Source organism: Crateriforma spongiae (genome assembly GCF_012290005.1).
Classification (GTDB): Bacteria; Planctomycetota; Planctomycetia; order Pirellulales; family Pirellulaceae; genus Crateriforma; species Crateriforma spongiae.
The window spans coordinates 569,791-592,234 of sequence record NZ_JAAXMS010000003.1; the positions used below are offsets into that span (position 1 = coordinate 569,791).

Below are 22,444 nucleotides of genomic sequence, written 5' to 3' on the forward strand. Positions count from 1 at the left end.
TCATATTCCGTCTGTAATCTATTCCGGCATGTCTGTCCCCCCAAACGAATCGTCCGACGACCAACCTCGCGACCTGGATGATCTGGTCGATCGCGTCGAAGACGACGGCGCGGACCAGGCGACGCCGGCGGCTGATGCTCCGGTCGCCGATGCCGCAACGCCGGAGCCAGCTGCTCCCGAATTGCCGCCAGCCGCACCAGCCCCGCAAAAGTCCGAAGCCGAAAAGAAAATCGAATCCCCGATCGGTGATGTCCAGCCTTTGATGGATTGGTACATCTTGAAGGTTGCGTTCAATCGCGAAGATTCGATCGCCGACGCGCTGCGAAAACGCGTCAAGATGGAAGGGATGGAAGAGTATTTTGGCGACATCGTCGTGCCCACCGAAGACGTGGCCACGTTCACCCGCGATGGCAAACGCCGAATCACCAAACGAAAGCTGCTGCCCGGCTACGTCATGGCCCACATGATCATCAACGATGACACGTGGTTCTTGGTGCGTGAGACCGCCGGCATCAGCGATTTCACCGGGGCCGCCGGCAAACCGATGCCGATGGAACCGGAAGACGTTGAGCGGTTCATCAACCGTACGGCCGAGGAAGACGAAGAAGAACCGACCATCAAGACGTCGATTCCCTTCAAGGTCGGCGACCGAGTTCGCGTCAAGGAAGGCAACTTCGAGAACCAAGAAGGCGATGTTGATGGCGTGGACGAAGCCAACGGTCGCGTCACAGTGATCATCAATATTTTCGGACGCAGTGTTCCGATGGAACTGGATCACTGGCAAGTCGAACCGCTGTAAGAAGCTGAGGCAAGTCGCGGGATGCCCCGTTGGAAGCGGTCGTTTCCGCCGCCGGCAATCGTCGCAATCTTGCCCCGACAAACAATCATTACACTCGCAAATAGCCAATCAGTCAGTCACGTCGCGAAGAGCTAACCAAACATGGCCAAACAAGTTACCGGTCAAGCCAAGTTCCAAGTCCCCGGCGGTCAAGCGACCCCCGCGCCGCCCGTCGGTACATCGTTGGGTAAGTTCGGCGTGAACTTGGGACAGTTCGTCCAACAGTTCAACGATCGCACCAAAGAGTACAACGGTACCCCGATCCCCGTGATCGTGACCGTGTACAACGACCGTAGCTTTGAATTCGTTACCAAAAGCCCGCCGGCCGCGTCGCTGCTGAAGCAAGCCGCCGGAATCGCGAAGGGCAGTGGCGTCCCCAACAAGGACAAGGTCGCGAAGGTGACCCGTGCTCAGTGCGAAGAGATTGCCACCAAGAAGATGGCCGACTTGAACGCACGCAGCGTTGATCAGGCCGCACGGATGATCGAAGGCACCGCTCGCAGCATGGGCATCGAAGTCGAAGGCTGATGATCGACCGGGGCGCCGAAGCGACCCGTTGTTGATTTTCCGCGTCGACGATTTGTTCGGTTGGTCACGCTCCGGATTCGCAACGTCGTGTGTTGCCGGGGCGGGCCTTTCGAATGTGGGATCCAGCAAATTCGGGGGCAACGAGCAACGTTTGCCCACAAAGCGAACCGGCACCGGCCCGCGTGATGATCGATCTCGCGGGCGTTTTGCTGCGCCAAACCCGGGGAATTCTGTCGATGCTGGCCGTTAATCGAACAGACGGCTGAAGTTTTCCGGGCGAACGACGCCTTGGTCTCGAAGGTGCTTGACCAGTGCCGTGCCCTTTTGGTTGTGGTGGCAGAAGCGGATCCAGTCTTCGGCCACCAAGCGATAGGGCAGTAGGTTCAACTGATCCGCCTGGTCGGCCGCGTTTGACAAGATATCGATCGCGTCGGGCTGTTGGCTGCAAGCGGCAAGTTTGCCGCGGAACAGATCCGTAATCAGGCCGGCGTAACCCGACGACTGGCCGCCCATCTTTGCCAAACGGCGTGACAGTTTTCGTTCGACTAGTCTGGTTTGGCCGGCGGATGGGCCGTCGTCATCCCTCCGATCCTTCCAGGATTCGAAAAGGCCACGCAGGACAAATTCATCCTTCAAGACCGACAGCAATTCAAAGCGTTTGGCCAAACGCCGGATCCAGCGGTTTTGGGGCCCGGAATCACACTGGGCGACTCGATCCCACAAACCCAGATAGCTGTCGCGTGTTATTGCACTGATCCAATCGAACGCGTCGATCCACTGTGGCCCCAGTTCATGAATGGATCGGCGGGTCAGTTTTTGGATTTCCGACACTCCGTTCATGTCGTCGTCGGCCAGCCAAGCCGCCAGTGAAAGCCCACCTGTGGACACCAGCCATCCGAATCGGTCATTCCGCCGGTTGGCGTCGTCACGCATCTGATAGGCCAGCGCCCGCATGGCTTCGACATCGCCGGTCTTCAACAGCGACCAGATGATGCCCCACTTGGTATGGAACAATTCGAATCCGCACCGCTGTCCCGATCGTTCGTAGTGGATCGCGGATTGCTGCATCGGGCCGATTGCGGACGCCCAGTCACACTGCAGCAAATGGTGATATCCCCAGGCGCTATGGAAGTCGCCCCACAATTTTTCGTCGTGACAGGCTTCGAAACGCGGGCGGATTTCTTCCAGCAGTTGACGGCTGCGGGCTCGCATTCGGCCCGGCTGATAGGAACCAAAGACGGCGGATCCCACGGCCATGTGCAACCGCTGGGCTTCGCTGCCGGATCGGTACGCCACTTCGGTTGCCGCTAACCCCAATTCCGTCGCCAAGCCGTTGTCCAGCATCGAAAGCGGGCGGGTGAGTTCGACCGAGCATCGTAAGCGTAGATCTTCGGTGTCCGGCGTGTTCAGTGTGGAATCCTGTGGCCGTTGATCCGGTGACCCGTTATCGGGGCCATCGGTGGATGGGGCTGCCGCGTCTTGGGGCGGCAGGTCACCGAATTGAAAACCGCCCAGGCTAAGGCGAACGGCTCGGTACAAAACGGCCAGCTTGGATTTCCAGGCCGACTTGGGGGCGGGCAATCCGGTGCAACGGCTCAGGTCGGCCAATCGCTGTCGGAATCGTCCCAGCTGACCACTGCGGACGAACTGGACCAGCGCGATCATTTCCAGGTCGGTCTTTTCCGGCGAATCGTCCAGCAGATCGGCCAACTGTTGGAAATAGCGTCCCGAATCAGCGGGGCGATCGGCGGCGTCGAAGCAGCGTGCGACTTCGCGAAGCTGTTGTTGAAGCTCTGTCCCGCTCAGTTCGGACAAGACCCTTTCCCGCCACCGTGCCGCTTCGGTCATCGCCACACGACGCTCGGCATCTTCGGCCGCCTTCAACGCATAGGGGACGGCTTCGCCGGGCAATTCCGCGTCCAGCAGGTGTCCGGCGATGCGGCCGGCCAGCGAATCGGCGTCACGGCGAGCGATCAGCAGTTCTGCCCACTGGCGATGCACCGCCAATTTTCGTTTCCCGGTCATCGTGGCCATGACGCCTTCGGCCACGCTGCAGTGGATCGCGCGGACGGAACCGCCCCCAGATCCTTGTTCGTCGTCGTTGTCATCGCTGGCCGTCGGTTGCGTGTCATCCAAGACCAAACGCTGGTGCGACAATTCCGAAATCACCACGTCCACCGCTTCGCCCAGCCCGCTCAGTTGGCCCAGTTCGCGATAGGTGACGCCCTGGCCCGCAACACAGATCCATTCCAAGACCTGCTGGGCCTCGGTTGATAGTTGGTCGATGCGGCGTCGCCACAATCGCATGCGTCCGATGCCCAGGTCGCCCGACAGGTTGCCGGGGGACGACAGCACGCCGCCGGGTTTCAATTCATCGGCGACCATTTGAAGGTCCAGTGGGCAACCGCCGCACACCGACACCCAGTGTCGAATGACGTCGTCCGGCAACCCCAACGCCCAGCGATCATTGACTTCGCATAGCCATTGATGGGCGGTCCGATCGTTCAGCGGTTCCAGCTGAATCGTGGCATCGGCGGCACGGTGCTGCAGTCGATCCGGTGTCCGAGAAACCGTGATGATTCCGAACGAATCCAAACCGGACGCCTGCAGGTCATCCAGCAAATTCAGGCTGTCACGATCGGCACGATGGACGTCGTCAATGATCAGGATCAAAGGGCCTAGGGACGACAGTTCTTGTGTCAGTCGTACGCCGGCTTGAAGGGCGTTCAGACGCTGGGAATCATGCGGCGGGGGCGCAATCGTATCGTCCGGCTTGATCATGCTGGCCAGCACCGGAAACGCTTCGTGCAGCACCGAAGTACTGGCCAAGTCCATCCGAATCGGCTCGCGATCGGATTTCATGAAACGGCCCACGATCTCATCGACGATCGTGTCAAATGCTTGCAGCGGTTGCCCTTCGCGCGGCAAACACTTCGCCCGAAAAACTTGGATCCAGCCGTACTTTGGGAAGGCTTCCAAGACGCGGTCGAGCAGCGCGGATTTACCCATGCCGCTATCGCCACAGATATGCAATCGCCCGGATCCGCCGCTGGCGATGCATCGAATCCAAGCGCGAATCTGGTCGCATTCCAGCGGTCGGCTCGAAAATTCTTCATGTCCCAATGCCATCAAGTTGACTTTGGGAGGCTGGCCCAGCCGTGAAATCATCAGCGCACTGGGGCGTTCGGCCGGATCCAATTCCAGCATTTCGGCACAAGCATCACGCAACAACTGGGGAATGGAGGTCCCCATGCTTTGAATCGCGCCCCGGATCAATTGGCCGTCCTGGTCCCGCGAACTGTCGCTGCGGGGCAAGTCGTTTTCGTCGTCTCGTCCCGCCGATTCGATACTGCGTGCCACCTGGACGATCGACAGGCCCAAACTGAAAACATCACCGGCCGGCATGTAGTAGCGATCCCAGCAGGTTTCCGGTGCCATGTAGTTCGGGCTGCCGACGTAGTAATGCCGGAATCCGTTGGGGTCTTCTTGTGGGTCGAATGTACCGACCAAGCCGTAGTCGACGATGCGGCCGCGTCCCTGGTTGTCGACCATCAGGTTTCGCGGCTTGATGTCCCGATGGACCAGTCCCACATGGTGCATCGCCGCGAGTGCGGATGCGTAATCGCGGGTCAGTTCCAGCAGCCGTTGCCAACGCTGTTCGACCGGCAAATTCAACAGTTCGCCGACGTAGTGGTACAACGTCACACCGTCGACTTCCTGCATCGACAAGCCGATGAAGTCGTCCAAGCGGTGCATGCGGTGGACCCGCACCAGCCCCGGGTGCTGGATGTTCTGCATCCGCCGGAACCCGCACTTGTTGCGGACCAGGTCTTCGGGGCTGCCGGGCAACAACAGTTTCAGCGCCAGCGTCCGTTCGCCACCGCCGATTTCCGATACCCGATAAACGCAACCGCTGCTGCCGCGTCCCAAGCATTCACGCAGGATGAAACTGCCCAGCCGGTCGCCTTCCTTCCACGGCGGCGGTTGGTGACGGTCCAGTGGCGATGAACGACGCGTGTCCTTGCGCAATTGGCCCCGGGTCACCGTTTCGGATGACTGTGGCGGCAAAAAGTCGGACTGGCTCGGTCCCGCCATGGGGGCACATTCCAGTGGGCGATCGTGACGAAACGGTTCGGGCTGTTGCGCTGCGGTCCCCCATGCCCGAGGAGAGCCATCACGATTCTAGGATGGTCACCGGGCGTCGGCGGACCATCCGATGTCGCCGACGTGGGGGGGCTGGGAACAGTCTAAAACCGTCCAGAGCCTTATGAAACGGCCAAAATGGCGATTTCAAGAACTCTCGATAGGTACAACCGCACCCTGTTCCGCCGCACTTTGCCGACAGGCATCCAGAACGCGTTGGGTCTTTAAACTGATCTCAGGCCAGTGTGATTCTAGTTGCCCCGACAGGGCGATATCGCCCAGATGTCGAACCATCCGAACTTCTTGGGCGTCCGGTTCGCCGCCGGCGAACTCGTCAACACGCCGTCCGTCGCTGACACGACGAAAATTCCAACGGCAATTGTCCACCTGCAAATCGTGTCGGTTTTCGGTCCAATGCAGCGAGCCGTCGTAAAACGGCAACACAAAATCGTCCACCGCCACGTAACCGCGATCGCCGCTGACCAGTGCCGTTTGTTGGTTTGCCGTCAAGAATGAACAGTAGAACGCGGCGCTGGTTTGATCGTCGAAACGCATTTCCGCAGAAAATTCGCCCGGTACTTTGGCGCTGCCCTGGCCGATCGGCGTCAACGTACGGGCCGAAACCGATTCGGGCATCCGGCCACCGGTGACGAACAGCGTGAACCGGATGCAGTACCAGCCCAGATCACCCAAGCAGCCGTGCGGTTCCAGTTCGGCGTCGGCGCGAATGTTGGCGCCCACAAAATCGTCACCGCCGTTGAAGGAAAAATGGGTTTGAATACGGCGCACGTTGCCGACCGGGCCACCGGGACGCAGTGAATCTTGAATTCCGGCCAACCGCGTGCTGTGATCAAACATCACGCCGTCCATGAATTGCACGCCCGCGTCTTGGCAAGCTTGGATCATTTCGGCGACGTCATCGCCATGGACCGCGACCGGTTTTTCGCACAAGACGTGCTTGCCCGCCGCAGCGGCTTTCAAGACCCACGGCTTGCGGATACCGGTGGGCAACGGGACATAGACCGCGTCGATGTCGTCGCGTTGCAGCAACGCGTCGTAACCTTCGACCGCTTCGGCAGTGACGCTTTGCGGCACTTCGGCTTCGCACTGGGCAATGAAATCGGCCGCCCTTTGGGCACTCCGGCTGGCAACCGCAGTGATGACGCCGTTGCCGCTAAGTCGGATGGCTTTCCAGTTCTTTCTTGCGATGGCGGCGGCGCCCAGAAAACCCCAGCGACACGGTTGGGAACTCATGGATGACAATTTCACGAATTGGAAGGAAACAGGTTCGGTGGTGAAAGATCATCGCGTGCCCTCCGGGAAGAAGGCACGCGAACGGCGAGGTCATGCGGCGTTGGATTTCTTAGAACCGAAACCCTGACTCGATCTGGGCATCTTTGATGACGATGGAGATGCCGTCACGGACTTGGAAGGCGTCATCCTCGCCGTGATAGTCGACCTTGCTGGCGTTTTCGATCACGACGTTTTCCCCGATCCGACAGTTCTTGTCCAAGATCGCGCCACTGATCTGGCTGTTGGCGCCGATACCGACCGGCAACATGCCATCGCGTGGACCTTGGCGTCGTTCAATGAAGTCGGCTCCCATGACGACGCTGTCACGGATCGTCACGTTGTCACCGACGACGGTTCGCAAACCGATGACGCTGTTTTCGATCGTCACGTTGTTGCCGATGTGGCATCCGTCGGCGATCAGGCTGTTGTGGATCTTGGCGTCACCCATGATCGTCGGCGGCAAGAATCGTGGCCGACTGTAGATCGGTGCGTTTCGGTCCCGCAAGTCGAAGGGCGGGTTCTTTCCGGCCAGGCTCAGGTTAGCTTCGTAAAACGCGCGGATCGTTCCGATGTCTTCCCAGTATCCGTCGAACAGGTGCACGTTGACTTTGTGCGAATCCAATGCGGCGGGGAAAACTTCTTTACCGAAATCTTCGTGGGTGCTGCTTTCCAACAAGTCGACCATCACCGATTTGTTGAAGATGTACAGGCCCATGCTGGCCAGACATTCGCGACCTTGAGCGGGGATCCCGCGGGCTTCGATCCAAGCCGGATCCATTTTGACTTTGGCCAGTTCTTCGTCGGTTTGCGGTTTTTCGACAAAGCCGCGGACTCGTCCGCTGTCATCGACCTGCATGATGCCCAGTGCCGAAGCATCCTTGCGGTCCACCGGAATTGCGGCGATGGTCGCATCGGCGCCGCTGTCGATGTGCGTCTTCATCATGTCGCGAAAGTCCATGCGATACAGTTGGTCGCCGGACAGAATCAAAATGTGTTCGATCCAGCTTTCTCGCAGGTGCACCAAGTTCTTGCGCACCGCATCGGCGGTGCCCTGGTACCAATCGGTGCCTTCGCTGACGGTTTGCTGTGCGGCCAAGAGTTCGACAAAACCGCCGCTGAAAATGTCGAACGTGTAGGTTTGCCGCAGGTGCCGGTGCAAACTTTCCGACAGAAACTGAGTCAACACGTAAGCCCGATTCAGACCGCTGTTGATGCAGTTGCTGATCGGGATATCGATCAGCCGATACTTTGCGGCCAACGGCACGGCCGGTTTGGCACGAATTTTTGTTAGCGGGAACAAACGCGTCCCACGGCCTCCACCCAAAATCAAAGCGATCGTATTGCTCAGGTCGATATGTTCGCTGGACATGCTGTTCTCGTGGTTCTTAACGCTGGATGGATGCCGGCCCCGACGTCGGGGCTCGCGGGCGTTTGGCGATCGGTTTGGGATGCGACCGTTTTAACATCGACGGCTGGGGCGGTGGGATTTGCTGACACGATTGTCGTGTCAGTTTGACCACGAACGTCGGGCAGCCGTCGAAGGTGCGCGAAAGAATCGTTTGTACTGCATCGGCCCCGGACCAGAAAGGTTTGCGACAACGCGTCATCACGCTGCCGCGTCGATCCGCCCGGTATGGGATCGTGTATCTGGAATTTTCGTCAATCTTCCTCGTCCGTTTGCCACGATTCGATGTCCCGGGCGATCCTCCCAGGCGTTTTGCAGTGCGATTCGCTTGGGAAACCCATCGTCAAAGAAGTCCTGACAATCCCTGACAAGCGATCACGTCGCGACTTAAACTGGGGGCGTCGCCGCGATCCCCATCGCCGACGTTTCTGATCGCCAATTTTTCCCGCATCACTTTTCTGATGGTCCGGACATGAAGACCACAAAAATCGGCTTCCGCGCCGCCTACAAAACTCACCAACCGATCGGTCACTTGGGCCGTCGATCCCTGATGTCGGTCGCTTTGGCCGTCGTGATGGCCGGCCCATTGTCGGCGGAAACCTGGACCAATCTTGAAGGTACCAGTTCGATCGAAGCCCGCATGATCGGACGTTGGGGCGACAACGTGGTGCTGGAAACCAGTGGGGGGCGCCGCGTCACCGTCAAAATGGAAGACCTGCGGTCAGACAGCCGTATCCAAGCGGACGACTTGGCGGCCGAACTGGATCAGAATCGCGATGCTTCGATCCAGCAGTTGCAACAGCAAGCGGAAATCGCCGCGGCCCCGGCTCCCGAACCACTGCCCGAGCCCGACCCGGCGCCGGCGTATCAACCTCCGCCACGCAACGTTTCCGCCGAAGAAGCGTTCAACCACATGGTTGCCCAACTGCAGGCCGGTCACATCCGCGTGCTGTTCGAATCATTGCCGCCCCTGTACCGCAAAGATCTGGAAAAGATCATTGCCCAGGCCGCTGGAAAACTGGACCCGTCGGCTTTCGATGCGGTCACGTCCACGATTCATCAAGTGGGTGACACGATCGTGACCCGTCAAAATTGGTTGTTTTCGCACCCACGCTTTGAAAGTGTGTCGCCGGAAACCAAGGCACAGCTTCGTGAAATGGCCTTGGCAGCCGCCAATATGATGCGGTCCGGTTTCGATCCACAAACGCTGAAGCTGGAAGACTTGAAAACCCAACCCTTTGGAAAGTGGTTGGCAGATTACGACACGGCCATGGCGGCCTATTTGCACCCGCTGATGGATGATTCGGCGTCCGGCGGTGTACCGGAAATGACGTTTGATGAAGGCAAGGATGGCAAGGTCACGGTCACCCAAGTCATCAGCGAAAAGCAAAAGGTCCAGTTCGATTTGGAAAAGGTCGACGGTTTCTGGTTGCCGTCCAGTTTGGCCAAAGACTGGGACAAACAAGTCGAACAATGGCAGGCGAAGCTGGACGAAACCGACGACGGCAGCGTCGGTGGCGGCGGCGTGTCGGCAATGGTCAGCGGAGTCGCCGGGCCGTTCCTGCAACCGCTGCGCGATGCCGGCACGGCCAAGGAGTTCCATGTGGCCATGGAATCTTTGATCGCCGGGGCGGAAACGCTGGGGCAAATGATCCCCAAAGACTTGGGCATCGATCTGGGCGGTCGACAAAGCAACGATTACGGCTATGGCTATGGCGAAGAGGATTACGGGTACGGCGAAGAAGAAGAGATGTATGGCGACGAGTATGGGGATGAATACGGCCGGTGATTCGTCAAACTCGAATTGCGGTCATCGGTGGCGGTTTGGCCGGCTTGGCGACCTCGGCGTGGTTGCGGCTGGATGCACCGGAGATCGATGCCTGTCTTTTTGAAAGTTCTGATCGCGTGGGCGGTGTCATCGGCACGTCCACGTTGGAACATGCTGATCTGGGGACCATCCACCTGGATCGCGGTGCCGATATGCTGGCGACCGAACCATCGTCGGCGCTGGATTTGATCGATCGTTTGGACGCGTCCGATCGCTTGATCCATCCGAAGACGGCCGGTCGCGGCGCGATGATCGTCCACCAAGGACGTCTGCGCAGCATTCCCGAGGGATTCGTGCTGATGCGGCCCACGCGTTTGCGTTCCATGGTCACCACGCCATTGCTTTCGCCGCAGGGCAAACTACGTCTGCTGGCCGAACCCTGCATTCGTGAACCAGATTCGGAGGATGATGAAAGCGTGGCGTCATTCGTCCGCCGACGATTCGGGGACGAATTGCTACAGCGGATCGTCCAGCCGTTGGTCGCCGGGATCTACACCGCCGACGTGGAACGGTTGAGCATGCGTGCGACGATGGCCCCGATCCACGCGATGGTCCGTCAACATGGATCGTTGACCGCCGCGACACTGCGTCGTCGGTTCGGGGGACGCGATGGCGTCGAAGCCACCAGCAGCGGCGCACGTTATGAAAAATTCCGTGCGTTTCGATTCGGCATGCAAGGCTTGATCGACCTGTTGGCCGATTCATTGCCGCCCACGTCGGTGCGTACTAACGCCGCGGTCAACCGTATTGATTGCAATGAACGTGGCGGTTTTGATTTGCAACTGGCTGATGCTTCGGTGCAAAGCTTTGACCAAGTCGTTGTCGCGACGCCGGCATCACACACCGCGAATCTGATCGCCGATCTGGCGCCCGCCGCATCGGATCAGCTGGCGTCGATCGTTTCGGCGTCCGCGGGAATCGTTGTCATGGTGGTGCGTCGTGAAGACATGCCCGGGTTGCCACCCACCTTTGGTCTGGTCATGCCGGCGATCGAGAATCGGAACATTCTGGCCGCCAGCTTTGCCAGCGAAAAGTTCGCCGGTCGTTGTCCGCCCGATCATGTGATCGTTCGCGTTTTTGTCGGCGGCATGTTGCAAAGCGATTTGCTGCAGCGTGATGACGCGGACTTGGTTCAACTGGCCACTGATGAGCTGAGGGATCTGGTTGGATTGTCGGGGACTCCGGTGCATCAAACGGTGGTTCGCTGGAACAAGGCAATGCCGCAATACGAAATTGGACATCTGGATCGAGTCGCCACGATCGATGCCGATATTGCCAGGATTCCCGGACTGCACTTATGCAGCAACGCACTGCGTGGCGTCGGCATTGCACCGCTGATCGGACAGGCCGGTAAGGTGGCTAAGGCGGTGATTGATCAGGCCACGTCGACCGCAACTGCGTGCTGCTGATGTCGATGCGAAAATCTGATTCGGGAACCAAATCACAGATGGCCAATAGGTTTTGACACAGCGGTAACGTTGTCGCGTCTTGAAACGTGTGTCCGATCAACCGCCCGAACACGACAAACCGGCACCCATGGCGTTGGATCTTCGCAATGCAATCGTCGCGTTGGCGGGGACAATGGTTGGCATAGGCCGGATCGTTCAACCGAAGTGCCGTATCGGCACCGATGATGAAACGGCACCCAGGAAAACAGGCGGCCTTTTCAAAAAAACGTGCCGCGCGGGTGACCAAGGGGATTCCGATTCGTTGCACCCGAGCCAGGCGGCGTTGCAGATCCGCATCGTCAATGTCCGGCTTGTCGACATTGGCAATGGAAATTTCCGGCTGAACCGTCACGGCGTACCTGCGTGACGCCACGTCCGCCATCGCCAAGTGGCCGTCGTGGACGGGATTGAAGCTGCCGGGAAACACCAGTGATCCGCTTTGGTATTGACCTTGGATCAGCATTGAACGTCACCTTTGGGGCGTCGCCAGTCGATCAATTTGCCCAGGTCGATCTACCAGCCTAGGACGTAGGCGAACATCAGCGGTGCCACAATCGATGCGTCGCTTTGGATCATGAATTTGGGGGCTTCCGGTTCCAGTTTGTACCAAGTGATTTTTTCGTTCGGCACCGCGCCGCTGTAGCCGCCATAGCTGGTCACCGCATCACTGATTTGGCAGAAGTACGCCCACAAAGGAATGTCCAGCTTCAAGTCTTGGATCAGCAGCGGTACGACACAGATCGGAAAGTCACCTGCAATGCCGCCGCCAATTTGGAAGAAGCCGATCGGGCTGTCGACCGCGGTATCCTGGTACCACTGGATCAGAGCTTCCATCTGGCGTGTGCCGGACCAATACACGTCATGCCGGGCGACTTTCTTCTCATAGACGCGTGCGGCAAAAATGTTGCCCAGCGTGCTGTCTTCAAATCCCGGAACGAAGACGGGAATGCCGGCTTGCATGGCGGCCATCAGCCAACTGTTTTCCACTGGGATCTGATAGTGTTCTTTCAGGGTTTCGTCCCGCAGCACTTCCATCATGTACCAGGCCGGACTGTGCGATTCACCTTCGTCGGCGGCCTTTTGCCATAACTGCAACAGTCGCGCTTCCAGGTGCCGCATCACGGTTTCGGGAATACATGTGTCGGTCACGCGATTGAATCCTTCGTCGCGCAGTTTGACCTCGTCCTGGACCGACAAGGCTCGCCAATCTTCGACAATCCGATATTCGTCGTGGGCGACCAAGTTGAAGACGTCTTCTTCCAGATTGGCGGCGGTGCACGTGATGGCGTGCACCTTGTTCTGGCGAATCATCTCGGCCAAAGAACGACCAATTTCACCGGTGGACATGGCACCGGCCAGAGTCACCATCATCTTTCCGCCACCACCATCAGGCCGGACAAAGTCACGATAGACGCGTGCCGCCTGGACGGTTTCGCGGGCGTTGAAATGATGAAAGTGTTGGTCCAGAAATTCCGAAACGTTCACTCGTTTCCTCGGTCCATTTGTAAGCGAAGGTTGCGAAGCCGAAGGGCGTTGGCGATCACTGACACACTGCTGAAACTCATCGCCGCGGCGGCAATCATCGGGCTTAGCATCCAACCGAGCAAGGGATAGAGCAAGCCGCCAGCGATTGGAACGCCGACCGCGTTGTAGACGAACGCAAAGAACAGGTTCTGGCGGATGTTGGCCATGGTTTTTCGGCTTAGCGTTTCCGCAGCGGCGATGCCTCGCAAATCACCGCTGACCAGCGTGATCTTGGCCGAATCGATCGCGACCCCCGCGCCGGTTCCCATGGCAATGCCCACGTCGGCCGCCGCCAAAGCCGGGGCGTCGTTGATCCCATCACCGGCCATGGCCACGACGTGACCGTCACGCTGCATGTCGCGGACAAGGTCATGCTTTTGCTGTGGTGTGACACCTGCATGGATTTGATCGATCCCGAGTGCTTCGCCGACCGCTTGAGCGGTCCTCCGGGCGTCGCCGGTCATCATCACAATCCGTTTGCCGGAACCATGCAAAGTCGCAATCGCATCTTCGGTCGACGGCTTGATCGGATCGGTGATCCCGATCACACCGTGGACGACATCGTCGACTGCCACCAGCACTGCGGTCGCACCATCGGACTGCAATTCGGCCATCATCGCGGTGGCTTTCTCGGGAACGTCGATGCCGTTGTCGGACAGCCAATCCGGTTGCCCCACGCGAATCACCTGACCATCGTGTTGTGCGGTGACACCACGGCCCGTGGTACTTTCAAAGGTCTCGGGCGTCGACAACGGTTCGTCGGCGGCGCGCCTGACGATGGCCCGCCCCAGCGGGTGTTCGCTGGACGATTCGGCGATCGCCGCCAGCTGCATCCAGCTTTCCGGTGCATCGTCGCTGATGCTTCGAACGGCTGTGACCTCCGGACGACCGGCCGTTAGCGTGCCTGTTTTGTCCACCACGATGGTGTCGACTTTCTCCATCACTTCGATCGCTTCGGCATCCTTGATCAAGACGCCTTCTTTGGCACCACGACCAACACCGACCATCACGGACATTGGTGTCGCCAGGCCCAACGCACAGGGGCAGGCAATGATCAGCACGGCCACGGCGGCAACAAACGCATGTGCCAAGGTTGGTTCCGGTCCCAAAGCCCACCAAGCGATGAAGGCGATCACCGCGGAAACGATGACGGCGGGAACGAAGTACTGGGCAACTTTGTCGACAAGTCGTTGAATCGGAGCCTGGCTTCGTTGGGCTTGGGCCACCATTTGAACGATTTGGCTGAGCACGGTTTCATCGCCGACATTGGTCGCCGTCATCGTCAATGCGCCCGACTGGTTCAAGGTGCCGCCGGTCAACGAATCGCCGGTCTGCTTCATTACCGGAATCGGTTCGCCGGAGATCATGGATTCATCGACGTGGCTTTGGCCATCGACCACTTCGCCATCGACGGGGATTTTTTCGCCAGGTCGAATCCGCAATCGGTCCCCCTGACGAACTTCGTCAAGTGACACGTCGGTTTCGTTGCCACCGTCGTCCATTCGGTGTGCCGTGTCGGGTGTCAGTTCCATCAACTGGCGAATGGCATCTCCGGTGCGACCTCTGGCACGCAGTTCCAGGACTTGGCCCATCAGAACCAGGGTGATGATGACCGCAGCCGATTCAAAATACAGCGGCAGGCCGTCTCCGGAACGGAACGCATCGGGAATCAATGCCGGCGCAATCAAGGCGACCGTGCTAAATGCGTATGCGGCAAGGGTGCCCACCGCAATCAGCGAAAACATGTTCAGGTTCCAACCTTGGAACGACTTGACGCCACGAACGAGCAGCGGCCAGCCGCATCCAAAAACAATCGGCGTTGCTAATGCCCATTGCATCCAACCGCCCACACGCGGCGAAACCCATTGGGTGATCGGTATGCCGATCATCGGGCCCATCGACAAGATCAGCAGTGGGATCGACAAGGCGACGCCGATCCAGAAACGACGTCGCATGTTTTGGTACTGGGGATCATCGGCAACATCGCCGGCGACTTGCACCTGTTTGGGTTCCAAGTCCATTCCGCAAATCGGACAATCGCCGAACCCGACCTGTTCGATCTCGGGGTGCATCGGACAGATATAAACGGCGTCCGGATCACCGCCGGAGACGCCAGGGGTGCTGTCGCCACCGATTTGCAGCACGGGCAGCCCGGCATTGCCGCCGCCGCAACATGCCCCGTGATTCTGGGCCTTGGCCGCGTCCTTTTCACGCCGTCGTCGCAACGTGCCTTCAGGATCCGATGCGAATTTTTCCGCACAGCCTGGACAACAGAAGTAATAATCGGTGCCCTGATGATGTCGGTGCGGCGCTCCGTCGGGATCAACGGTCATGCCGCAAACGGGATCAATCGCGTCGGCGGGCTTGTTCATGGTGATGGATCTTTTACAAAAATGGTGCTTCCCTGCCCTCGGGCTAAGGGGGGGATGCAAAGCCGCGAATCAAAAATTTCGGTTCTGGGGCGAAGATCGGGGCCGCGGGCGGGCTCTATGTTCCGGCGGGATGTTCGGTTCTGTTTCAGTTGCCGAAATTCTCGCTTCGGTGGATCCCCCTGGATTCGACGTTGCAAATCACTTGCCACCCATCATCGCGTTCGCCATGCGTTCTATAAAATCAGCCGTCCAGCTGGCATCATTTGCTGCCGCAATCACGGCCGCCGCTGTGATTCAAAATTGCGTTTTGCAGGTACGTTCCGACGCTCAGGAGACCGAGGTGTCATCCGAAGACCAACCGGCACCCAAATCCATGTGGAATGTGCCATTGAAAACGGCCGGGGGTTCACAATTTTGGACCGACCACGTTCACCGGGAAGAATACCGGATTCAGCAGAACGTGTTGACCAAGCACTGGCGGCTGTTGGACCAGAAAGACGTTCGGCGGGCTTGGGGCAGCCGCGAGGCCTGTGAAGCCGTCTTGGATCAGCTGTGCCCATTGAAGCCCGCGGTCACGTCGGACGCCGGCGGCAAACCAGTCGTGATGTTGCTGCACGGATTGTTTCGCAGCCACCGGTCGATGATGGGCTTGGAAGACGCGATCGAGAAAGACGAACAGTTGGACGCGGTGACCTACAGCTACGCCAGCACTCGGGGCGGCGTCGCCGAACACGCCGCGGCATTGGCCGATACGCTGCGGTCGCTGCCCAAGGATCGGCCGATCGCCTTTGTCGGCCACAGCATGGGGAACATTGTTGTGCGGCACTTGATTGCCGATCTGCAAGCGTCCGGCGATCCGGACCATTTGCTGCCACGCTGCAAGGCGATGGTCATGCTGGGGCCGCCCAACCAGGGCGCGATCATTGCCAAGCGATTGGCGCAAACGGGTGTGTTCGGCATCGTGACCGGCCAGGGCGGCATGGAGTTGGGGCCGGAATTTGAAAAACTAGAAAAGCACTTGGCCATTCCGCCGTTCCCCTTCGCAATCGTCGCGGGAGACTTGTCCGATGAAGCCATCCAAAACCCGTTGACCGAGGGCGCCGGTGACTTTGTCGTCAGCGTCGAAGAAGCTTATTTGCCCGGGGCAGCCGACACCCAGACGTTTCCCCTGCTGCATTCATTCATCATGGACGATCCCGACGTCCAGGCGTACACCATCGATTTCCTAAAGACCCACTTGGGCTTGAAGGAATTGCCGACCGGTACACCCGAAGTCTCGGATGCAAACTGAGCGGATTGACCGACGGCTAGAGTTACCGAGCTTTTGGGCTGTCGTTATCACAGTGCGTCGAGCGACGCATGCGTCGCCCGACACTGCATCGGGGAGAAGACTGCTTTGAATCGAATCATTCACGCTGCGTTGGTTTTGGGGGCCGTGTTGTTTGCTTCGATGCGAGACGCTGGTTCGGCGTCAGCGGCGGACTCCGCTGTCACGACAACCGGGGATCAAACGGGCTCCGGTGCAAGCGTCTGGAACCAGTGGCGTGGCCCCGATCGCGATGGACGCATCCCGGGATCGTCGTGGCCGGACAAGCTGGACGGCAGGTTGCAATTGCAATGGTCCAAAGATCATTCACCCAGCTACAGCGGGCCGGTGTTGCTGGATGATCTGGTCTTCACCACCGAAACCATTGACCGCAAGTATGAACAGGTCACGGCGTATCGGTTGTCCGACGGGCAAATGGTTTGGAACCGTCGCTGGGAAGGTCATATGGCGGTCCCGTTCTTTGCCGCCAAGAACGGTGATTGGATTCGTTCCACCCCCGCGTGCGTTCCCGGTCATTTGGTGATTCTGGGGATGCGGGACGTGTTGGTTTCGTTGGATCCGCAGACCGGACAAGAGAATTGGAGGAACGACTTGCCTGCCAGCGAGGGTACGCCCCTGCAACCTTTCGGTGCGGTTTGCTCTCCACTGATTGACGGGGACGTCGTTTATGTGCAGTCCGGCGGTGGGCTGATTAAGGTGGACTTGGCCACCGGGCGAGTCCTGTGGACGGTCTTGGGCGGTTCGTCGGACATGATGTCCAGTGGCGCGTTTTCCAGTCCGGTCATGGCGGTGATCGCGGGCAAGAAACAGTTGGTGGTGCAAACACGACTGGAGTTGTGCGGCGTGGATCCCGACGATGGGACCGTGCTTTGGAAGACGCCGGTGGAGGCGTTTCGGGGAATGAATATCTTGACGCCGCTTGTGATCGGCGACCGAATCTTTACCGCCGCCCACAGCGGACGCAGCCACCTTTTTCAGATCGCCAACGATGATCCAGACGGCTGGACGGTCAACGAGGTTTGGAGTCAAAAGACGCAGGGTTACATGTCATCGCCCGTCGTGATTGACGGCAACGTGTATCTGCATTTGAAGAACCAGCGGTTCACTTGCTTGGATTTACAAGACGGCAGCATTCGTTGGACGTCGCGTCCGATCGGCGACTACTGCAGCTTGGTTCACAATGATCGGCAAATCTTGTCGCTTGCCAATGACGGCGTTCTGCGTTTGATCGAACCGACGTCGGACGAGTTTCGCGTGGTGGATACAGCGCAAGTCGCTACCGACGCTTGGGCTCACCTGGCAGTGCGTGACGACCTGGTCGTCGTGCGCGATTTGAATTCGCTGCGTCTGTACCGTTGGACCGATTCAGCGAATCGTTGAGTTTGCTGAATCCGCATCTGCGTCGGATTCGTCGGCCATTGCCGTCTTCACACGCTGGACATCGTCCCCCCGGGGCATCCAACCGTTCGCACCGGCGGGCTTGTCCAGACGCACGACACCTTCGCATGACAGTTTGTCGTCATTGGTCGCCAGGGTTGCTTGGATGACCACTTCGCTGACCGACGGTGGGACGTCGTCCCACATGACGGGGATTCGCAGGCCGCTGACGGGAACCCGACTAACCAGCCCGCGGACTTCGGCAGGATCAAATTCCCATTTCGCCAAAACGGAAAGCTCATCCGATTCGGTCGGGTCGATCGCAACCACGTTTAACTTGGCGTCGATGTCGAATTCGGCCAGATCCAGCGGTCGGTCCGAAAGGTCAGTGGCCGTCACCGTCAGCAGCATGCCGTTGGCAGGTTGGTCGGCCGGGTGGTCTTCGTCGCCGAACTGGTGTGGACCGGAAAAGCCGCGGTGAAGCGACAGCTTGATCGGCGAGGCATCGGATCGAACGCCCAGTTCTTTCAGCGAATCGGGCAACGGCACCTTGCCCGGCGGATCTTCGGCGGGGGTTCCTGGAGTCGGTGGCGGCAGGATTTCACCGGGTTCGATGGGCGGGATCTGCAGATCAAACTTGCCCGGCGGTTCCGGCTCGCTGGGCGGCATCGCCTCGCCGATGTCGGGTGTACCGGTGTCGTCGGCCGGGGCCGGCAATTCATTGGGTGCCCCGTTGGTTTCCAGATCGCCGACACCGGGTGGAATGACTTCGCCCTCGTCAATCCAAGCACTCGGATCATCCAGGTCGTCCAAATCGGGCATGCCGCTGTCGTCGCCCACCGGTGGCAACACGCGGTTGGTGGCATCGGCCTTGGGCGAATCGGCAGGTGGAATAGCGGTATCGGCCGGTTCAATCGCATCGGGGACCGGATCGGCATTCGGTCGCTGGTCGGCGATCGGCTCCGGCGGCGAATCCGTCGATTCGACGCGGGGCGTGGTCGTCCGCGGTTGGGCCAGTTCGGTTGGTGGGTTTCGGTAGGTCGAACGTGATTCGGCGTTGGCAGTCGATCGTGTTCGTTCGCGTCGTTCTCGTTCCCGCTTCAGCTTTTCGGCCAGAACTTGGTTCTCGTAATCAGCCTGGTACAGCTGATCTTCCAGCAATCGGACCTCGCTGGTCAGCTTTTGGACGTACAAGTCCTGCTTCGCACGGCTGCGGCAACCGCCCAGTGTTGCGATGCAGATCGACAGCAACACGATGGGCAACAATCGAAACGCCGCGGCGCTCGATGGCGGCGTGAACGGGTGGGGCGGCGACGGCGTGTTAGCGATCAATTTGCCGGGTGCGGCGCTGGAATGAAAGAAAATTTTGAATTTCGCTCATGTCCAACTACCAAGCAGCCGACGCGGCGGTCAATGCGAGATTGCCATGTCTGGATAGGAAGATTGCCAGGTCTCGACAGGAAACCGAGACGCCGCTGTGCAAACACGTGTCATTGCCGGCCGCGGGCAAGACTGGGAAAGGCATAAAAAAAGCAGCGGGCCGCGCCGATGGTTCGGCGGGCCCGCTGCGTGGCATGTTTGACAAAGGTGCGGTGAAGCGATTCGTGTCCGAATCACTCGCCGGCCGGTCGGCGATTACTCGCTGATCTTCGCGACCAAGTCCAGCACCTTGTTGCTGTAGCCCCATTCGTTGTCGTACCAGGAGACGACCTTGACGAAGGTGCCATCCAGTTGGATTCCGGCGCCGGCGTCGAAGACCGAAGTGCGAGCTTCGCCACGGAAGTCGGTCGAAACGACCTTGTCTTCGGTGTAACCCAGGACACCCTTCATCGGGCCATCGGCGGCTGCCTTCATTGCCTTGCAGATGTCCTCATAGGTGGTTTCCTTTTCCAGTTCGACGGTCAGGTCGACGACCGAAACGTCGCTGGTGGGAACGCGGAAAGCCATGCCGGTCAGCTTGCCGTTCAATTCCGGAATGACCTTGCCGACGGCTTTGGCCGCACCGGTGCTGGACGGGATGATGTTTTCCAAGATGCCGCGGCCGCCGCGCCAGTCTTTCTTCGACGGTCCGTCGACGGTCTTTTGGGTCGCGGTGGCGGCGTGAACGGTGGTCATCAAACCACGCTTGATGCCGAAGCTGTCGTTCAAGACCTTGGCCAGCGGTGCCAAGCAGTTGGTCGTGCACGAAGCGTTGGAAACGAACTTTTGGCCGGCATAGCTGTCGTCGTTGACGCCCATGACGAACATCGGGGTGTCGTCCTTGGACGGTGCCGACATCACCACCTTCTTGGCACCAGCGTCCAAGTGGCCTTGTGCGGAATCCGCGGTCAAGAAAATACCGGTCGATTCGACGACGACGTCGACACCCGCGTCGCCCCATTTCAGTTGGGCGGGATCCGTTTCGGCGGTGATGCGGATCTTTTTGCCGTTGACGACCAGGGCGTCGCCGTCGACAGCGACCTCGCCCTTGAACGGGCCGTGAACCGAGTCGTATTGCAGCATGTAGGCCAAGTAATCAACGTCCAACAAGTCGTTGATCGCGACCACTTCGATATCGTCGCGGGTGACCGACGAACGAAACACCATCCGGCCGATACGACCAAAACCATTGATTCCGACTTTAACTGCCACGGTTCGTCTCTTTCTGTTCTCTCTTGGGACATCAGCCAAGCCAAAGTCGCTACAGACCCCAGGCCGGCGGTGGAATAGATTCTGTGGGGACCATGATGCAGACGGTCGTAGGAAGACCGCTGACACGTCGTTCACGGAGCGGGATTATAGGAAAGCATGACCGACTTGAAACAGCCCCCGCCCGATCCGACGCCGCCACAGTGGCGACGACCGCGCGGCGTGGCCCCGGGAACCTGGCAGTATCTTCATCAGCGGACGATCGCCGACCATTACGACGCGTTTGTGGCCGATACACCGCTGTGCCACTTAGATGATGAATTCCTGGCGGAATTGTTCCCGCGACGCGAAACCGCAGGCTGTCGGATCGCCGATTTGGGATGCGGGACCGGCCGATCGGCGATTCCGCTGGCCCGACGCGGTTACGACGTGGTCGCGATCGACCTGAGCCGACCGATGCTGCAGAACCTGATGCGGCGAGTCGCACAAGAGATTCCGACGGATTCACAGCCCGATTTACCGATCGGACGCATCGATCCGGTCCAAGCCAACCTGGTCGAAATGGGGGCGCTGGCCGACGATTCGGTCGACCACACCATCTGCATGTTCAGCACGCTGGGCATGATTCAGGGACACGCCAATCGAAACGCCGTACTGAAGCATGCCCGCCGGATGACCCGCGACGGAGGCCGGTTGGTGGTGCATGTCCACCATCGTGCGGCTTGGTTTGCCGAACCCGGTGGGATGCGTCGCTGGCTGGCTTCGGCGGTGAAGTCCTGGACCCGGAAGGATCTGGAGTTCGGCGATCACGTTTATGCCTATCGCGGGCTCAGCCAGATGTTCTTGCACCGGTTTTCACAAACTGAAATCACGGCGGCCGTTCACCAGGCCGGTTGGACCGTCGATCAGGTGCACCGAATCGCCGCCGATGGCACGGGCTTTTTGTCCAGACGACCACGTTTGCCGTCAAAGATCGGCGGGTTCATCGTGGTCGCGCGGTGACCAGCAGATCGGAATGATGGTGACTAGCGGGTGACGATATAGATCAAGACGGCGACCAGCGCCACGCACACGCCGGCCAGCATGCCGATTGAAACCCCACGCCGGTCCGTCCGTTTGCCACGAGTCGCGCCGATCGCGGGATCGCCGGCCAATTGGATCGCGTCGCCGGTGCCATCGATGGGGGCGACTTGGTCGGTATCGATCGCCGCGGGTTCTGCGTTGCCTGCGTCGGCGGCCGCCTCGGTGCGGGCGTCGACTGCTTGCGACGCCAGGGGCAATTTGTCCACTCGTTCGGGAAACGCTTCAGGGGCCGGTCGCCACTGGGGCCAACCGTCACGCCAAACCAAGGCGTCATGAGCCACGCGACCATCGTCGATCCACTGGGCCAATGTTTCGCTGGTTGCCGGCCCGTACTGACCTCCTTCGGCCGGACGTACGTACCAAGCCGCGTCCGGATCGTCCAGCAACGAATCCGCGATCGGCGCGGTCACGGCGGGCTGGACCGGTGGCTTTTGACCGGTGTCGTCGCTGGCCTCGTCATCGCCGGTATCAACGGAGATCGAAAAATCAGCGTCGGACAAAGGGATCCGAAATCGCTTCTTGCACTCCGGACAAACGCCTCGTTTTCCCGCCAATTCGTTCTTGATGTTCAGTCCCTTGCCACAATGATGGCAGGCAAATCGGATTCCCATGGCGTCAAGATCAGATCGAAAAGCGGGCCGAACGGTGTC

General features: G+C 59.4%; 16 protein-coding genes. 7 read left to right on the forward strand and 9 right to left on the reverse strand.

Annotated features, from left to right (window positions below; translation table 11 throughout):
- The first annotated feature begins 28 nt into the window (after positions 1–28).
- Together nusG and rplK are read left to right on the forward strand one after the other, a co-directional pair.
- Complete coding sequence (gene nusG, locus HFP54_RS10285; RefSeq protein ID WP_168565057.1) at positions 29–799, forward strand: transcription termination/antitermination protein NusG; 771 nt, start codon at positions 29–31, stop codon at positions 797–799.
- 141 nt (positions 800–940) lie between these two features.
- The gene (gene rplK, locus HFP54_RS10290) at positions 941–1,366 is read left to right on the forward strand and encodes a 50S ribosomal protein L11 (protein WP_146415127.1); all 426 of its coding nucleotides are present in this window, start codon (positions 941–943) and stop codon (positions 1,364–1,366) included.
- A 246-nt stretch (positions 1,367–1,612) separates the two neighbouring features.
- Here rplK and HFP54_RS10295 read toward each other — a convergent pair whose 3' ends face one another.
- The 3 genes from HFP54_RS10295 to HFP54_RS10305 all read right to left on the reverse strand — a co-directional run bounded on the left by HFP54_RS10295 (position 1,613) and on the right by HFP54_RS10305 (position 8,171).
- Positions 1,613–5,461, reverse strand: coding sequence for a protein kinase domain-containing protein (locus HFP54_RS10295; protein WP_168565058.1), 3,849 nt, complete (start codon positions 5,459–5,461; stop codon positions 1,613–1,615).
- A 195-nt stretch (positions 5,462–5,656) separates the two neighbouring features.
- The gene (locus tag HFP54_RS10300) at positions 5,657–6,763 is read right to left on the reverse strand and encodes a Gfo/Idh/MocA family protein (RefSeq protein WP_146415123.1); all 1,107 of its coding nucleotides are present in this window, start codon (positions 6,761–6,763) and stop codon (positions 5,657–5,659) included.
- Between the two features lie 109 nt (positions 6,764–6,872).
- On the reverse strand, positions 6,873–8,171 hold the full coding sequence (locus HFP54_RS10305; RefSeq protein ID WP_146415122.1) for a glucose-1-phosphate adenylyltransferase: 1,299 nt from the start codon (positions 8,169–8,171) through the stop codon (positions 6,873–6,875).
- Between the two features lie 508 nt (positions 8,172–8,679).
- On the opposite strand from HFP54_RS10305, the gene HFP54_RS10310 reads away from it, so the two are divergent.
- Both HFP54_RS10310 and hemG read left to right on the forward strand, forming a co-directional pair.
- Positions 8,680–9,996: a hypothetical protein gene (locus HFP54_RS10310; protein ID WP_168565059.1), complete on the forward strand. Its 1,317-nt coding sequence runs from the start codon at positions 8,680–8,682 to the stop codon at positions 9,994–9,996.
- Complete coding sequence (gene hemG, locus HFP54_RS10315) at positions 9,993–11,444, forward strand: protoporphyrinogen oxidase (RefSeq protein WP_315853873.1); 1,452 nt, start codon at positions 9,993–9,995, stop codon at positions 11,442–11,444. The genes HFP54_RS10310 and hemG overlap by 4 nt, the downstream gene beginning before the upstream one ends.
- Here hemG and HFP54_RS10320 read toward each other — a convergent pair.
- Genes HFP54_RS10320 through HFP54_RS10330 form a run of 3 tightly spaced genes read right to left on the reverse strand, consistent with a single transcriptional unit; the run spans position 11,395 to position 15,379 of the window.
- Entirely contained in the window at positions 11,395–11,946 is a 552-nt protein-coding gene (locus tag HFP54_RS10320) for a nucleotidyl transferase family protein (RefSeq protein ID WP_168565060.1), read from the reverse strand. The genes hemG and HFP54_RS10320 overlap by 50 nt on opposite strands.
- 50 nt (positions 11,947–11,996) lie before the next feature.
- Positions 11,997–12,968 (reverse strand): deoxyhypusine synthase family protein, encoded by a 972-nt coding sequence (locus tag HFP54_RS10325; RefSeq protein ID WP_168565061.1) that lies wholly within the window; start codon positions 12,966–12,968, stop codon positions 11,997–11,999.
- Positions 12,965–15,379: a heavy metal translocating P-type ATPase gene (locus HFP54_RS10330; protein ID WP_168565062.1), complete on the reverse strand. Its 2,415-nt coding sequence runs from the start codon at positions 15,377–15,379 to the stop codon at positions 12,965–12,967. The genes HFP54_RS10325 and HFP54_RS10330 overlap by 4 nt, the downstream gene beginning before the upstream one ends.
- A gap of 373 nt (positions 15,380–15,752) precedes the next feature.
- On the opposite strand from HFP54_RS10330, the gene HFP54_RS10335 reads away from it, so the two are divergent.
- On the forward strand, positions 15,753–16,670 hold the full coding sequence (locus HFP54_RS10335) for an esterase/lipase family protein (protein WP_206036128.1): 918 nt from the start codon (positions 15,753–15,755) through the stop codon (positions 16,668–16,670).
- Positions 16,671–16,775: 105 nt separating this feature from the next.
- Positions 16,776–18,086, forward strand: a complete 1,311-nt coding sequence (locus tag HFP54_RS10340) for a PQQ-binding-like beta-propeller repeat protein (RefSeq protein ID WP_235951543.1) — start codon at positions 16,776–16,778, stop codon at positions 18,084–18,086.
- Here the strand turns inward: HFP54_RS10340 and HFP54_RS10345 are convergent.
- Positions 18,072–19,337 (reverse strand): hypothetical protein, encoded by a 1,266-nt coding sequence (locus HFP54_RS10345; protein WP_168565064.1) that lies wholly within the window; start codon positions 19,335–19,337, stop codon positions 18,072–18,074. The two genes, HFP54_RS10340 and HFP54_RS10345, sit on opposite strands and share 15 nt — an antisense overlap.
- 381 nt (positions 19,338–19,718) lie before the next feature.
- Positions 19,719–20,714, reverse strand: coding sequence for a type I glyceraldehyde-3-phosphate dehydrogenase (gene gap / locus HFP54_RS10350; protein WP_146415109.1), 996 nt, complete (start codon positions 20,712–20,714; stop codon positions 19,719–19,721).
- 156 nt (positions 20,715–20,870) lie between these two features.
- Here gap and HFP54_RS10355 point away from each other — a divergent pair, with 156 nt between their 5' ends.
- Positions 20,871–21,713: a class I SAM-dependent methyltransferase gene (locus HFP54_RS10355; RefSeq protein ID WP_146415108.1), complete on the forward strand. Its 843-nt coding sequence runs from the start codon at positions 20,871–20,873 to the stop codon at positions 21,711–21,713.
- 23 nt (positions 21,714–21,736) lie between these two features.
- Here the strand turns inward: HFP54_RS10355 and HFP54_RS10360 are convergent, their stop codons facing one another.
- Positions 21,737–22,405 carry a DUF4339 domain-containing protein gene (locus HFP54_RS10360; RefSeq protein WP_168565065.1) on the reverse strand — a complete coding sequence of 223 codons (669 nt, stop codon included), beginning with the start codon at positions 22,403–22,405 and terminating at the stop codon, positions 21,737–21,739.
- Positions 22,406–22,444: the final 39 nt, after the last annotated feature.